We start from the raw sequence: 15,067 nt of genomic DNA on the forward strand, positions 1-15,067 counted from the left end.
CGCTACGACGATCGCAAGGCGTTTGAAGCCGAAGGCAAGACGGACGCGCAGGCCGATGCGGATGTGACCGCGGACTAGGCGTCCATGGATCGTAGGACGATGGTCACCAATGCGAGGGACATGGCGGCTCTACTAATTCCCGGGCACATCCAGACCAAATTTGTGGAGTATCCGAACGAGGACCACTTCTCCGCTGTACCGACCGCTCTTGGCCGGGCGGTCCCCTTCGCACTCGGTGATGAGCTGCCGCATTGGTAGCTGCCGTGCAAAACTAAGGAGTGGAGCCACAGCCGCTGGCTCCCACCAAATTAGGGTCCGGGCTCATAACCAGAAGCTGATGGCGGCGGCGAGGTAGACGCTGCTGGCGAAGTTGGTCGCGAGCTTGTCGTAGCGGATAGCGATCCTGCGGTAGTCCTTCAGCCGACAGAACATGCGCTCGATGGCGTTACGGCGGCGATAGAGCAAGCGGCTGAAGTAGCTTTTCCAGATCCGGGTGCGCCTGGGCGGGATGTCGGAACTGCGCCCTGCTGCTCAGTCGTATGGCCTCCACTCGCGTCCGGGAGGTGCGATAAAGTCCCCTTGGACCAGATCGCATGCCTCGTCTCTTAGAAAGGCCAGCTGGTCCCTGTTCTCCACGCCGACTGCGTAGGTCACTCGACCGAGACTGTGGGCGACCCTGATCGTTGCGTATGCCGCTGCCTCCGCGCCAACGCTGACGCCTAGACCGCTCGTGATGGACCGACTCAACTTGTAGATGTCAAAGGGGTAGCCCTCGAAGTAGCTGAAGGCAGATTCACCGCCCCCGAGTCTGTCGAGGGCCACCCTCACACCGAGTGCCTTTAGCTTTTCCATTTCTTGTTTAACTCGACTGGGGTTTCGCGCAAGGACTCCCTCCGCGAGTTCTATGACCAATCGACCGGGAGCCAGCCCGGTTGTCGTAAGCGTCTTCGCGACAACCCCGGCCAAAGCAGGCCATTTCAAGCCAAACCAAGCACTCGAGATGTTCACAGAAACAAATCGACCTCCTGCGTGAAGAGCCGCCTTTGCACAGGAGTGCTTGAGAACATACCGGTCTATCTTAGTTATCGTGCCGGACCGCGCCGCGAGGGGCATGAAGCTGTCCGGAAGGCTGAAGGTTCCGTCCGAGCGGAGCCATCTCACCAGAGCTTCGTGTCCAACGGGGCTCAAACTACCTGGGTCACAAATGGGTTGCCAGAACACTTTAAGCTCGTCTCGATTGACTGCGTTATGTAAGTTGGCCGCCTGCTCGCTGTGAACCTCATTTTGTTCTTGCTGCTCGTAGACAATGCCCTCAATCTCGGCAGCAAGCTGCCGCAGGATTAATATCTCCGTATCCGTCAGCTTTCCAGGAATATGGTCGAATACGCATAACGCTCCAAAAGGCAAGCCGTCAGGCGTTTTGATCGGCATGCCCGCATAAAAACGGATCGGTACACGACGAGCAGTCACTATCGGATTATCGACGAACCGTGGATCCAGCCGCGCGTCCTCTACAATAAGGGGCTGGTCCAGATTCAGGATTGCATGGCCGCAAAAGGATGTCTCCCGCGTGAGGTCTGTAGCATCGATATTAACGGCTGCTCTCAAAAGCTGTCGGTGACCTGTTATCACCGAAACGGCCGCTGACGGTCGCTTCAGGATTTTGGTAGCCAACTCGGTGATTGGCCGAAATCGCTCATCCGAAAAGCCATCCAAAAGAGCAGTGCGAAAGAGGGATGCCAAACGGGCCTCCTCGTCTTTCGGAATCTGTGGTGGATACATCGCGACGCTCCGGAAGGTCAACTAGGTTTCAGGTTGGTCTATGCGATCAACGTTTCCTACGAGTAGATATCAAATCCCTCAACCGATCACTGGCCAATATTCGTCATTCAAGCTGGAAACACCTAGTTTCCCCTCAAAATGTTGGAGCGGATTTCGACGAGCAATAGACCTTCTTGATCAGCGGCATGTAGGGGAGGCCACCTTGACGGATTGTGATTGAAGTTCAAAATTCCTCAACTTGCAGTTGGCCTGGGGCGGCTCGAACTTAACGCTTCCCGACAGGCCTTCGACCGGAAGTCGGGCATGATTTTCACGCTTCACTATAAATACTTTCATTGGTTCTGTCCTCGACACGCCTTTAGGACAGTCATCTAGGATACTGACTTTGTTTTCGATAATCTAAGTAATTGCTTTTCAATAGGGTCTTCTGCTATCCTCATCGTCTCGACATTGTTGGTCTGTCGCCACCCAGCTTCTGACCCCTCGGCGCCAAACGTGTTAGGGCCCCGAGACCGCCCATTCTTCTGGTAGGCGGCTTCCGACCCTAGACTGTTATACCCGCTCCGTTCCGGTTACTTGATAAGGTGTCGAGAGCAAGATTGTGAGGTGGCTTCGGCAAGACCGTGCAGTCCTTCCAAGGTCCAGAGCGGCTTGTCGCCAGTCCAGGTTTTCTGGTCGCACTGCACAGCACAACGGCGCAAATCCTCAAGATCGAAAGCTTGATGAGCGTGTGTGACTAAGCCTCCGATGACCTCGGTTCAAAATCGGCAGGGGTCAGATGACCAAGTCGAAACGCTGTCCGTCAATTACTAATTGTGAGCTTCACAATAACGCGAAGCCGTTATAGAAACGGTTCGGGTATTCGGGTGTTTACCTGGAAGTTTTAGGATAGCTCGTTGGACTCCTGCTTCTAAGTATCTAACCGTTTACTCAGGCGTTGCGGAGCCTCCTGGTAAATTACGGATGACGTCGTTCCCACCAATCCGGAGCGGGTATCGTGGCTGAATACATTATTCTGGTTGGGGATGCTGCTCAGTCCGGGTCCGGTCGAGCAGCCTATGGCATTTGGCGGGTCGTCACTCCACCCTGTCACACGTTACTTATAATCTAATGGCTATCAAAACTGGACTTTCAGGCTTCACGCCCTTCAGCGAGACTCCCGAAAGCCGCGATCTCCAAATCGCTCCCTGCGTTGGGAGGGGCCGCGATGGCGGTAGAGCTCTGACGGAGGGAGCGGCAGTGGAAGCGTCTGGTGCCTCCGTTGGGACGCTGGCTGGATGCACCGGCGGCCTCCGGGCCGCGCAACACCCTCTTTAACCGGTTCGTCCGCTGAATACCGCCGGGATCTGGCACCGCCTGTTCCAAACACTTGCAGCGGCCTGACCTCCTGCCGAGCTTCTCCTCGACAGCGCCGACATCAGGGCACGCCGCTGCGCCGCTGGAGGAGAGGGGGGCGCCAGATCCAGGCTATCGGCATCAACCGCCGCTGCCGCACCGCGAAGACCCATGCCCTGACGGACGGCTGTGACCGCCTGATCGCCGTCCGCCTAACCGCAGGCCATGCCGCAGACTGCCGGGCGGCGGAAAGCCTGTTGCAGGAATTGCCACGCAACGCTCTGCCCATGGCGGATCGTGCCTCCGACATCAACGCCATTCGCCAGCCGATCGAGCAGCAGGGCGCAGCCCCGACCAACCCGCCGAAGCGCACCCGGTGCTGGGAAAGCTGCTTCAGCCGCATGCGCTGCCGCCGCTGCGACGGAACGAGGGGGTGGCGGGTCAGCTGAACGACTATCGCAGCATTGCCACCCGCTATGACAAGCCCGCTACCAATCTCACCAGCAACGTTTGCCTCGCCGCCGTCTGCTCCTGGCAATGAGTCTAGAGCGTCGTGGGTAGGTCAGCCGGTGGGATCGAAATCGTCTTGGGCGCAGGCATCGGAAATGAGCACCTGTAGCTCTGTGGTGGTCGGCCCTTTTACGCTACCGTCGTAATCAATGGGATCACCAGCATCCGCAAGCCTCCGGCCTTTACCAAGCGTTAACTGCTCGGCGCCTTCCGGCCCCGGTGCTGCGTGCGGGACATCCGAAGACATGAACTCGTGGGTTAAATAAACGACTGTTTCTCAATGGTTGTTTACTTAATGATAGGCCGGGAGACCATCTGGCCTTCCTGTCAGGATCGGTTTTAACTTGTTTTTATTGAAACAAGACCTTAAATCCGTTGTATGAGCGAATCCGTCAAATCGCCCTTCCGCGTGCTTGTCGAGGAGTACTTGGAACCCGTCCAAATGACGCTCCCGAAGCTCGCAGCCGCTCTTAATGTTGGTGAGGTCCGCCTTCGATACATGTTGGTTTACAACTCTAAATTCGATGCTGATCTAGCCCTTCGACTTGCCCGATTTTTTGGCAACGAACCGGAGTTCTGGATGCACCTTCGGGTCGCTCATAATCTTGCTATTGCTCGGGCAAGGGCACAGTCCCTAATAGAGGCCGAGGTGGAACCATACTCGAAGATAACGCCTCTGCAATTAACGACCTTAATCCCGGTCGAGCCTGGCAGATCTCCTAAGAGTTTCGCAGACCACTCAAGCCTGTCAGCGGAGTAAAGCCACGACCTATTCCCGAGTTAGTGACGGAAGCGAACGGGTAAGGTTGAAGTGGTATGGCAAATACAAGTGGGTGCGCACTGAGCGATGCAACACTCAGAATCGCAGCAACTTTGCTCCAAGGGCGACAGGTGCGCCGTCGCCTTGTGCTTGTTGACCATTTCTTGCATCGGGAGCCAGCGAGAGCCCCCGCAAACGAAGCTCGACGGCTATGGGTAGGTTCACAAGCGCGAACGTCCGATTGTATAAGCCATTTCCCCTCGAAGCTGCGAAGTCCGGCTACTGAGCCCGCGACCTGTCATCTTCAGGATCCCGCAGTGTGGCACCACGAGACAGCCCAATTGCCGTCGCTCGGTGCTAAAGTCGTCCGCTAAAGTTGGGGACGGCCCGGATGTCAATCGCAATGACAAGTTTGTTCAAGCTCAACCCCTTCACCTGCAGCTAATCACAGCGGCCCGACCGTAGCCTTCACTCCCCAAGTGTTGTCGTCCGCGATAGTGGCGGTTCACAAAGGTCTGAGTGGCTGCCAGGTACTTCTCCGAGCAGATGAGGTAACCCAACTCACTCCAGTATTACACAGCTTGCCCCAGGGCAAGACTGGGGCCGACGCTTCATAGTCACAGCTTTGATGTGACCAGAGGTATTATACCGCAAGATGTACGGGATGTATGTTAGCGACTGACAATGTTTCCACAATATAGAGCACGCCTATCGATTTACGGACGGACTAATGTAATGCCTCGGTCCAGGAGACATCCTTTCGAATCACCCGGGCCGGGTTGCCCGCGGCGACGCAGTGGGCCGGTACTTGCTTGGTAACTACCGAGCCTGTGCCTATAATTGCGCCTTCACTGATCGTCACTCCCTTCAGGACGACCGCCCTAAAGCCAATCCAAACCCGATCATGAATTGTCACGTCAGCGCCTAAATTGATTCGCTCACCGGACCGCCTGGCCACGATGGCGTGCATATCGGACGACATTACATGGGTCTCAGAACCGAAGAGACACCTCTCGCCGATAGAGATGTTCGCCTCATGGCTCGTGAGCGCTGTTCCCCCAGAGAAACCAGTCCCTTTCCCGATGACTATGCTGGCGCCCGGGCCAGCATATACGAATAGGCTGGCAAGCGTGCAGTTCCGCCCGATGACCACCCGTGAGTTCCGCTCGCAAATAATATGCGGGCGACCCCACTCGTTAGGAGTACCGATCGATACCGACGCTCGACTGCCGCGGAATTCAATCAAGCCGCTTCCCCTCAGTAAGTCAGTATTTGAAACATCCACAATATTTAGTTTCCCATGGTCCTGCACTATGAGCCCCACAACACATTTCTCCATAAGGCGCAGCACGAGGGCCTCGGATCTGAAGGCTTTCGACCGGGAGTTGGTTTAACATACGCGCTGTCAAATCCACTCTGCTCATTTGCAAACAAAGTTGTGTATTCGTCCATTTACAAATGAGTCACCCGCCGTTTACTGTCCTAGGGCTCACGGCATGAGGATGAGTAAAGTCCTCCCTGTTTTTTCGATGACTACGTGACCTATTTCCTGAATTGACGAGACATTATTTCATTGCTTTTCCAGGCTACGTTTCGCTATCGGACTAGTGCCTGCTTCGTCGACGAATGAGTCGTCTGCCGCGCGGGGCCAGCCAACGCGTCCTGGAGGCTTCTGGAATGTCTGGAACTGTAACCGTTAGCGGCGGAACAGGATTGGTCACGGTGACCGGAGGGCAGGCCTACGCAATTGCGCTGACATATCAGTCCGCGCTTGCCTCCGCGGCTGCGCAAAATGCTCTGGTCTCGGCGGACCTGACAGCAGGAGCGCCGCCTCCAATCTTAGCCCCCGGGCAAGTCGGTCAGGCATACGTCGAGAGCGGTGGAAACTATCTACTTCCGCTAGGATACCGATACTTCACTAACTACGCGACAACGGGTTCAACCATTGATGTGAGCACGTCCACCGGACCCACCTCGGTACTGGCAAGCACTGGGGGCACCTCTGTGACGGGGGGTACCGGCGGTGGCACCTTCATCGGTGGCGGCGGTAACAACCTATTTGCAGGTGACAGCGTCCGCGGGGGTGACTACACGATCGCTACGGGCTCAGGAAACGACACAGTCTACGGTGCCTCCGGCAACGACCTGATTATGCCGGGGTCTGGTGCAAACCTAATCGAGACCGGAAACGGGAACGACACGGTGCTTGCGGCTGGAACGGCCGATACCATTGTCGGCGGCTCTGGCTCTGACACCATCGCCACGACGGGCACGGCCAGCACCGTTTATGGTGGATCGGGCTCCGACCTTCTCGTCGATGGCGGTGCAGACAACACCTTTGTCGGCGGCTCTGGCCCAACCGTCCTATTTACCGGGAGTTCAGGTGCATATTATCTGACAGGGACAGCAACTGTAATCGGTGGCGCTAACGATACCATTTCGGCGGCAGGAAACTCGGCAATCTTCGGCGGCGTGAACAGCGTCGTTACTGAAACGGGATCAGGTGCTTTAGCATTTATCGCGACCGCGGGCAATGCAGCGACAGTGACCGGTGGCTCAGTTACAGCGGTTTACGGCACAGATGGCGCCAACATCACCTTCATCAACAACGATGCTGAGCCAAGTCTTGGCTATCTAGTGGCAAGCACCGGCAACGAGACACTGAACGGGGGCTTGTCGAAAGGCTTCCTCGACCTGTTTGGCGGGTCCGGGAACGATGTCCTAGTCGGCGGAACGAATCCGGACACTCTAACGGCTGGAACCGGGAACACCACGATGACCGGAGGCGCAGGGAATGGGAACCTGTTCGCCTTCAACGCTGGTCAGGAAGGTGGAGCGGCCGTCATCACCGACTTCGGTGCCGCAGCCGGAAACCTAGTGGGTCTGTTTGGCTATGGAGCCGGTGCTGCGGCAACCGCTGTAACTGGAGCCACCGCGGCCGGTGCGACTGGGTCGATTATTACGTTATCGGACCATACGACCATCACCTTCACCAACCTGACGGTCGCTCAACTTCACGGTGAGGCCTCGAGGATTGTGTCCACTTAGGGGTCTATCAACAGGATGATTGGGAAGTTCTCCAGCACGATGGGTGTCTGAGATGAGTGATGCTGCGAGCGCGGCGGCTGTGGATGCCCTCCTCAAGGGGCAAGCGGCGGTTGCGAGCGGCGATATCGACGCGGCGAGCCGCTGGTTTGGCCGCTCCCTACGCTTAGCCCCCGGTGACCCATCGGCAACATTGGGCCTAGCTGTCTGTCGGCTGCGGCAAGGCAGCCAGGCGAGCATTGAGTTCTTCCAGGATGTCGCCAAGAACCATGATGTCCGGGAGGCCTGGGTGGGCCTGGCTACGGCTTGCAGAATCCATGGGCACGCACATCGTGCGGCGCAGGCCGCGGCTCGGGCGCTCAGTCGACATGCTTTCCCGCGGGAAACGTACAACGACTTCGACGCCATTGCGCGGGAGGCCGGGCTACCGGGCTGGTGCGCACTCGATGGCAAAAGGCGGCTGCTCGCGCGCATCCTTGTTCCGGTCGAACCTAAGATGCGCCTTGTCGCCGGTCTTTCAGGTATGAAAAGGCATCTGGCGCTTCCGGGAGGCGATGACCCCGCCAGCTGCCGCTTTCCACCTGGATGGGAGGTGTCGGGCCTGCTGAGCGTTCAGCTCGATTCCCTTGACCTTATGGGAAGCCCAATTGACCTTAACGCGATTACCCAGCTTGAAGGCTTCGCTGACACCAAGGGCGGGGACCTTCACGGTTGGGCCTGGCACCCGAATGACCCGGAACGTGACCCTGTCCTAAAGGTCGTGCCAATCGGCAGCGGCGAGCCAGTAGAAGTGGTCGCCCGGGACCGAGCGACTACGATCGCGCACGGTCGACCGTTGGCGCAACCTCGAGCCTTCAGAGTACCTTCGGAGTGCCTAGCGGGTCTTAAAGGGCCGGTCCGGCTCATCGGCCAGCAAGGCTTTGACCTCATCGGTAGTCCGCTTGACCCCTTCGCTGAGCAGCAGAGCGCCCTGGCCGCCTCTACTCTCGTCGCAAATCTTTTCCCATCCGGTTCAGGCCCGACTTTTGCTCCCGCCACCTTCACGATGCCCGCGGCTCCGGCCGCGGTTGTAGGCCCGCCCCCTGTGGGCGGAAGCCAACCGCGCTCAGTGGACGTGGTGATACCTGTCTACGGGGGCTACGACCTCACCCTGGCCTGCTTGGCCTCTGTCTTGGATGGTCTTCCGGACTGGGCGAGAGTCGTCGTCGTCGATGACCGCGCGCCGGATCCGCGCCTCTCAAGCAAGCTTGTGGAGCTGGCGCAGAGCACTTCAATCAGGCTCATCCGCCAGCCTGTAAACGGAGGCTTCCCAAAGGCCGCTAACGCTGGGATGCGTCACGACCTGACTAGAGACGTCGTCCTCCTGAACAGCGACACCCTCGTGCCTCCGGGCTGGCTCCCGACCCTCCGGACTGCGGCGTACGGAGATTCAAGTATTGGATCGGCGACGCCCTTCTCGAACGATGCCACGATCATGAGTTACCCGAGTGTCGAACATGTAAATGATGTTCCGACATTGGCCGAAGTAAAGTCGCTCGACGCCATGGCCCGGCGCGCCAACCCTCGTGTGGTCATTGATCTTCCGACTGCGATCGGCTTCTGTGTCTACATCAAGCGCGACTGTCTCAACGACACCGGTCTTTTGCGTGAAGACCGTTTCGCACAGGGCTACTGCGAGGAGAACGATTTCTCCATCCGCGCCCGGCACCTCGGTTGGCGTCACGTCGGCGTTCCTAGACTTTACGTTGGCCACGTTGGCAGTCAGTCCTTCCGTGCGACCAAGTCCTACCTAATCGACCGAAATCTTCGGTTCCTGAACCAGCTCCACCCTGGCTATGATGCTATGGTTCAGGAGTTCAAACGAGCCGACCCACTTGCAGGATCGAGAAAAAGGCTCGACATCCAACGTTGGCGTTCGATGCGAAAACCCTCGAAGTCGGTTCTCCTTGTGACGCATGGGCGCGGCGGCGGTGTCCAAAAGCATGTAGCAGCTCGAGCGGCCTATCTGCGCAGGCACGGCCTGCGTCCCATCGTGCTCTGGCCAGTGGCAAGCCTCGATGGCAAGGGTCGCGACTGCGTGATTGGCGACGGCCCAAGGGGTGGTACGCCGAACCTACGTTATTCGATACCACGCGAGTTAAAAGGTTTGGCCGCCCTCTTGGGCCCGGACCAGCCGGTCCGGGCGGAAGTGCATCACCTCGTTGGGCACGATGATGCCCTACTCGACCTCTTCGCTCTACTCCAAATACCCTATGAGATTGTCGTTCACGACTACTCCTGGTTCTGCACGCGCATAAACCTGATGCGTGCTGACAAGCGCTATTGCGGCGAACCAAGCCTAGACGGCTGCGAGGCATGCTTCGCCGACGACGGGAGCAACCTTGAGGACGATATACGACCAACCGAGCTGGTAGAGCAAAGCAGCCGCCATCTAGCAGGCGCGACTCGAGTTGTCGTCCCCTCGGAGGATGTCTTTGTTCGCATGCAGCGCCACTTTTCGGGTCTAAAGCTCAAGACGATAAACTGGGAGAACGACGACGTGCTGATCGGTAGAGCGCCGATCGCCCAGTCCGATCGACGCCCCACGACGAAAAGGGGAAACGTGATCACCGTTTGCGTTGTCGGGGCAATTGGCTACGAGAAGGGCTACGACTACCTGCTCGCCTGTGTCCGGGACGCCCGCAAGAAAGTTTTACCCCTCCACTTCATCGTAGTAGGATTCACTTGCGATGACGCGCGTCTTTTAGACGCTGGTCCCATAAGCATTACCGGCCGCTACGACGAGGCGGAGGCTGTCGACCTGATTAGATCTCAGTCTGCGGATGTTGGCCTTCTGACGTCGCTATGGCCGGAGACCTGGTGCTACACGCTAACACAGATGTGGCGCGCTGGCCTGGACGTCGTTGCATTCGACTTGGGTACTCCTGCTGAACGGATAAACAAGACTGGGCGAGGCTACCTGGTTCCACTAGGGCTACCCCCGGACCGCATGAATACGCTGCTGCTCGAGGGCACTGAAGCTAGAATAGCTTTGCATCAAGGTCGCCCCCTCCCGCCGGTGCGAACCCCCGAGGGCGTGGCGGACCGGATCTCATCCCGAGGCTGAACATTCATCTATGGGGTGCCGCAATGCGGTCTTATGGCTACCTTAAAGGTGCGGGTCCGAAACCAGACCAGCTTGTCAGCGTCGTAAGAGACAGGTTAATTGAAATTCTACGTCCCATCCTGGAACGTATCATCGTCGACGATGAGTGGTATCGACGCAACTATCTTGACGTTCAAGCCGCCATCGCGGCTGGTGAATGGCGTAGCGCCCAAGAGCACTGGGTGATTGCTGGATACTTTGAGGACCGGCTCCCGTATCCAATCGAGGTTGACGAAGGCTGGTATCTGGACTCCTATCCAGACGTCGCCGACGCTGTCGACGCGGCAGCTTTCGCTGATGCTCAGCAACACTTCATGCGAAGCGGCTTCCGCGAGGGCAGGCTTCCTTATAGAGGCTGGACTTTGATGGGCCCGCGCCAGCCCTACACCAAGACCCGCGGCGGTGGTCGACCCCTTTCCGCGATCACACCGGTGATCTCGAAGTGAAGGTTGTCGCAATCACACGGATCCTGGATGAGGCAGACATCGTTGAGGCTTTCGTCCGCCACACGAGAACCCTAGTCGACCATCATATCTTCATGGACAACGGAAGTCACGACGGGACCCTTCAGATTCTGGCTGCCCTTAAAGAAGAGGGTCTTCCGATCTCGGTCTACCTGAACCGATGCGTATCCTTCAACGAAGCAAATCACCTGACTCACATGTATCGCCAGGCTATTCTGCTTCACGGCGCGACCTGGGTTCTATGCCTCGACGTTGACGAGTTTGTCGACGACCGCGCAGTGGCCGGGGGTTTACGAAAACTTCTTAGCGATATGGATAAGGCTGAAACGGGATTAGACGCTATAAAGGTCTCCATGGTTGAATATGTAGCAACTCGGGAAGACGATCCAGCCGAAGGCGTTGTTCCCCTCCGCATCAAAAGAAGGCAAGAGCCAACAAGAAACTGCAAGGTAATGGTCTGCGGGGGCTCGGCAAACATCGACATGGAGATCCTAGATGGCGGCCATGGCATCAGGCGACCGACGAGAGGCACAAGAACTCAACCGACAGAGGCGGTCTTTTTGGCCCATTATGCCGAGAGGTCGGCCTTTCAGTATCTAGCAAAGGTCATACGCGGGTGGAACAAGGCGCTGGCTGGAGGCTCGGGAGTGACCTCCAGTGGCGCAAGTAACCACTACCGAGCTCCCTACGAGGCGCTCCGAGACAGACCAGCCAACCTGCTGCGAAACCAGCAGTACATGGGGTTCAAGAACGAACAGCCCGGGCTTGCCATCGATCCGATAGACTATAAGGGTGGCCCCCTACGACATACCTCTCCTCAGGACGAGGCGATGCGCGCAGTCAGGTCCATCTTGGGGACTGTCCAGGAACTTGCGCTACGTCACGGTGCCATTCTCGACGGTTTTCCAGCCGTCCGGGCTCAGGTCGAGGAGTGGGACTCAATGTACACGAAGATCTGCTAGATGTCCCGGATCCGACCAAAGCCGCCCAATCCGAGCAAAATCGGAGACCATGAGACAGACGAGCCGCCCTCGCGCGAAAGCACTCGGCTTGTTGCTGTCTCCAGAGTATACAACGAAGAGGATGTCATTGAGGCCTTTGTGCGCCATCATGCTCCGATGGTTACCCACCACATTATTCTCGACAACGGCAGCGTCGACCGAACGATCCCCATCCTCCGCCTGCTTGCTCGAGAAGGTTATCCGCTAACAGTCCTTGAGAATCGTTCGGTGAGCTTCTCTCAGGAAGAGCACAACACTATGCTCTACCGGCTGGCTGCCGATGAGCATAATGCGGCCTGGGTGGTGTTCCTGGATGCTGACGAGTTCATTTTCCCTACGCCAGCTTCTGTAAGATTGCGACAAGAACACCAAGGCTTTCCCGGAGACCACTTCACCGCCTTTGGACAAAAGCACGGGGTTGGGGCGATGGAACGGCTATTGAGAAAGCAGCTCGAGGCACTGCCCCCTGAGGCAGTCTGCGGCCGTATTCAAATGGTAAATTTCGCAGCGACGCAGGCGGATGACCAGAGTGATGTTTTAGCACCAAGGCGGATAGTCTATCGTGATGATGAGCCCCTAAATGTATACAAATGCTTCGTTCGCGGCGGGATAGATGCCGGTTCCATCAAAATCGAGGCCGGTAATCACGCGGTCAGATATCGGGGCCGCCTCCGCGAGGGTCCCCTTCTACTCGAACTTATGCTCGCGCACTACCATACGAGGGCACCGCTTCGGCGCCTCGTAGGCGCCTTGATTGGAAGCCTGAAGGTCGTGGCGGCTGGAGGGGCCGAGTTGGAACGCGGACGCTCGGGCCATTACGCGAGCTTCCTGGAAAAGATGATGAGAAACCCCAGACTGCTCCTGGACGACGATGACTTCATGCTCAATCGGAACCTTGGTCGCGACCTAGTCAGGGAGCCAATCGAGTATTATGGATTGCCGCTTCGTTACACCACGGCGAACGATGGGATTAGTTGGGCACTCCATATCATGTGCGGCTACGTCGAGGCACTCGCCCGGAGCCATGGCGAGATCCTTGATGCTGACCCGTCGTTGCGCGCTCAGGTTGCTGCCAGGAGTCAGCTGGTTACGATGCTCATAGAGACAATGGATGCAGGGGATTAAGTGGCGATGGCCATCGAAATTTGCGATGACTATATTGCGGTATCCGAGGCGGGATCGCGGCGTGGGACCGTGGAAGACGGCCGCCCAGCGGCTATATCCACGTTGATGTTACAGCGGGTCCGCAACCACGCCCGGCTTAAGCTGCCGGTTCGCAAGCTCGAGCGTCATCGGACCTTGTATTGATATGGATCGCGACATGACCTTCCACTATATGTCGCAGACCCTACGCGAGAAGCTCACTCAGCATGGAGTAGAGTGCGCTCTCCCCGATGGATGCATCATTTCCGGGATGGCGTACTTCGAGCCGCCTTGCGGATTGAAGCGCATGGAGGTCGCTCATCGACACGTCCTTGGCGCCTTCAGCTACGGCGTAAGCGGATTCTACTCCGAGACAATAATCGGACGTTACTGCTCCTTCGGGGAGAACATTCAAGTGGGTCGCGGCGCCCACCCAGTTGCCTGGATGAGCACGAGTCCGTTCTTCTATGGAGGTAGCGTCTTTAGTGTTGGGGAAGATTTCCCGGAAAGCGCCGCATATAGAGCATACAAACCGGAGAGCCCCGGTGTCATACCAGTGCAGACTGCCCGGACGATCAACGACTTCTTAAAGGTCACCAGGATTGGCAACGACGTCTGGATCGGGCACGGGGCCTTCATCGCGCAAGGCGTTACAATCGGGGATGGCGCTGTTGTTGCGGGGCACGCGGTCGTTACCAAGGACGTGCCACCCTACGCTATCGTCGGAGGCAATCCGGCGGTGCTTTTGAGCATGCGCTTCGACCTGCGGCAGAGCGCTCAGTTGCAGACCCTGGCGTGGTGGCGGTTTGCACCATGGCAGCTCAAGGGGTGTCCGTTTGCCAACATTGAGGATACCATTATGTGGCTACAGGATCATCTGCCGGGCTTGACCCCCTATTCGCCTCCGTGGGTCACACTCTCCGAGTTAATGCAGGCCTGAGCAAGCCCTTCACGCAGGTCTTATAGAGCACCCATGCAGGCAGTAATCGACCCACCTACGGTAGAGCTTAGAGCCGGTCTCGTAGATGCTTTGACATCCGCTGCCGCCCGGCCCTCCTATCGCGGTGGCTACTGGTCCTTTTTCACAGCAGGAATGCTGTTTGATCTCGCCGGATATCGGGCGGACCTTTTCATTGATAAACGTGTCATCGACCTCGGCTGTGGGGCCACCCGTCCCCTCACAACCTCCATACTCTTCTATCTGCTCGGTGCTGAAAGCACTCTTGCCCTTGACCTGGAGCAACCGACGGACATCGGCGCTCTGGCGGTCTCGGAGTATGCTAACATCCTAGCAATCTTATCGGGTCTAGCTCCAGTCGATTGGCTACGGGCTCAGCCTGACGCCAGGGTGTGCCGTCGCAAGGCCGCTGATTTTGACCTCGCCGGATTGCTCGCTGGCGACCTCTACTCGAGCATACCATCGCCAGTCTCTCATAAGGTCGGCCGCTACCAAGACCTCTCCGAAGAGGATAGACAATTTGGCCTGATGATCTCGAACTCCGTTTTCGAACATGTGAACGACGTTGAGAGCCTCATGGCTTGCGCCCGAAAGAGCATCGCCGTGAACGGATATGTCTATACATCTGTCGATTTCCGCGACCACCGCGCCTACTCCCAGTCCCTGAGCCCATGGCAGTATCTCGTGGATGGCGGCGACCACGAGCCGGGTTACATCAACAAGCTACGGTTTTCGGCGATGCGGTCCATATTCGAACGGACGGGGTTCTCCGTCGTTGCCTGCCGGACCAAACGTGAGACTCCCCCCGAGGCTATCTCCAATGCGCTTCTACCCATCTACCGCAGCCTCACGGATACAGATCTTCGGACTATGGAAGCCGCTTTCCTCCTGCGGCCTACCTAAGGTGAAGCGTTCTCCGCTGGA

12 protein-coding genes and 1 pseudogene are annotated in these 15,067 nt (G+C 57.6%); 10 read left to right on the forward strand and 3 right to left on the reverse strand.

Going from position 1 to position 15,067, the window contains the following annotated elements:
- Nucleotides 1-321: 321 nt before the first annotated feature.
- Together FE263_RS21260 and FE263_RS21265 are read right to left on the reverse strand one after the other, a co-directional pair.
- Nucleotides 322-531: pseudogene (locus FE263_RS21260) on the reverse strand (transposase); the annotation flags it as partial.
- Complete coding sequence (locus FE263_RS21265) at nucleotides 532-1,782, reverse strand: sensor domain-containing phosphodiesterase (protein ID WP_138328057.1); 1,251 nt, start codon at nucleotides 1,780-1,782, stop codon at nucleotides 532-534.
- Nucleotides 1,783-3,059: 1,277 nt separating this feature from the next.
- On the opposite strand from FE263_RS21265, the gene FE263_RS23030 reads away from it, so the two are divergent.
- The 3 genes from FE263_RS23030 (at nucleotide 3,060) to FE263_RS23035 (ending at nucleotide 4,387) form a co-directional block, all read left to right on the forward strand.
- Complete coding sequence (locus FE263_RS23030) at nucleotides 3,060-3,566, forward strand: transposase (RefSeq protein WP_138328058.1); 507 nt, start codon at nucleotides 3,060-3,062, stop codon at nucleotides 3,564-3,566.
- Nucleotides 3,494-3,658 carry a hypothetical protein gene (locus tag FE263_RS22305; RefSeq protein WP_171034268.1) on the forward strand — a complete coding sequence of 55 codons (165 nt, stop codon included), beginning with the start codon at nucleotides 3,494-3,496 and terminating at the stop codon, nucleotides 3,656-3,658. The genes FE263_RS23030 and FE263_RS22305 overlap by 73 nt, the downstream gene beginning before the upstream one ends.
- A 348-nt stretch (nucleotides 3,659-4,006) precedes the next feature.
- A complete protein-coding gene (locus FE263_RS23035; RefSeq protein ID WP_138328059.1) occupies nucleotides 4,007-4,387 on the forward strand; it encodes a HigA family addiction module antitoxin in 381 nt (126 codons plus the stop codon).
- Between the two features lie 727 nt (nucleotides 4,388-5,114).
- Here FE263_RS23035 and FE263_RS22890 read toward each other — a convergent pair.
- Complete coding sequence (locus FE263_RS22890; protein WP_338086754.1) at nucleotides 5,115-5,726, reverse strand: acyltransferase; 612 nt, start codon at nucleotides 5,724-5,726, stop codon at nucleotides 5,115-5,117.
- Between the two features lie 338 nt (nucleotides 5,727-6,064).
- On the opposite strand from FE263_RS22890, the gene FE263_RS21285 reads away from it, so the two are divergent.
- The 7 genes from FE263_RS21285 to FE263_RS21315 all read left to right on the forward strand — a co-directional run bounded on the left by FE263_RS21285 (nucleotide 6,065) and on the right by FE263_RS21315 (nucleotide 15,046).
- Complete coding sequence (locus FE263_RS21285; RefSeq protein ID WP_138328061.1) at nucleotides 6,065-7,435, forward strand: calcium-binding protein; 1,371 nt, start codon at nucleotides 6,065-6,067, stop codon at nucleotides 7,433-7,435.
- A gap of 1,105 nt (nucleotides 7,436-8,540) precedes the next feature.
- Complete coding sequence (locus FE263_RS21290; protein ID WP_171034271.1) at nucleotides 8,541-10,538, forward strand: glycosyltransferase; 1,998 nt, start codon at nucleotides 8,541-8,543, stop codon at nucleotides 10,536-10,538.
- A gap of 23 nt (nucleotides 10,539-10,561) precedes the next feature.
- Complete coding sequence (locus FE263_RS21295) at nucleotides 10,562-11,023, forward strand: hypothetical protein (protein ID WP_138328063.1); 462 nt, start codon at nucleotides 10,562-10,564, stop codon at nucleotides 11,021-11,023.
- Complete coding sequence (locus tag FE263_RS21300) at nucleotides 11,020-12,003, forward strand: glycosyltransferase family 2 protein (protein ID WP_171034272.1); 984 nt, start codon at nucleotides 11,020-11,022, stop codon at nucleotides 12,001-12,003. The genes FE263_RS21295 and FE263_RS21300 overlap by 4 nt, the downstream gene beginning before the upstream one ends.
- Nucleotides 12,004-13,167, forward strand: a complete 1,164-nt coding sequence (locus FE263_RS21305) for a glycosyltransferase family 2 protein (protein ID WP_138328065.1) — start codon at nucleotides 12,004-12,006, stop codon at nucleotides 13,165-13,167. It abuts the gene before it with no gap.
- 196 nt (nucleotides 13,168-13,363) lie between these two features.
- The gene (locus FE263_RS22860; protein ID WP_138328066.1) at nucleotides 13,364-14,125 is read left to right on the forward strand and encodes a CatB-related O-acetyltransferase; all 762 of its coding nucleotides are present in this window, start codon (nucleotides 13,364-13,366) and stop codon (nucleotides 14,123-14,125) included.
- A gap of 33 nt (nucleotides 14,126-14,158) precedes the next feature.
- On the forward strand, nucleotides 14,159-15,046 hold the full coding sequence (locus FE263_RS21315; RefSeq protein ID WP_138328067.1) for a methyltransferase domain-containing protein: 888 nt from the start codon (nucleotides 14,159-14,161) through the stop codon (nucleotides 15,044-15,046).
- Nucleotides 15,047-15,067 lie beyond the last annotated feature (21 nt).

It is taken from the genome of Lichenicoccus roseus, from assembly GCF_005844085.1.
Taxonomy (GTDB): Bacteria; Pseudomonadota; Alphaproteobacteria; order Acetobacterales; family Acetobacteraceae; genus Lichenicoccus; species Lichenicoccus roseus.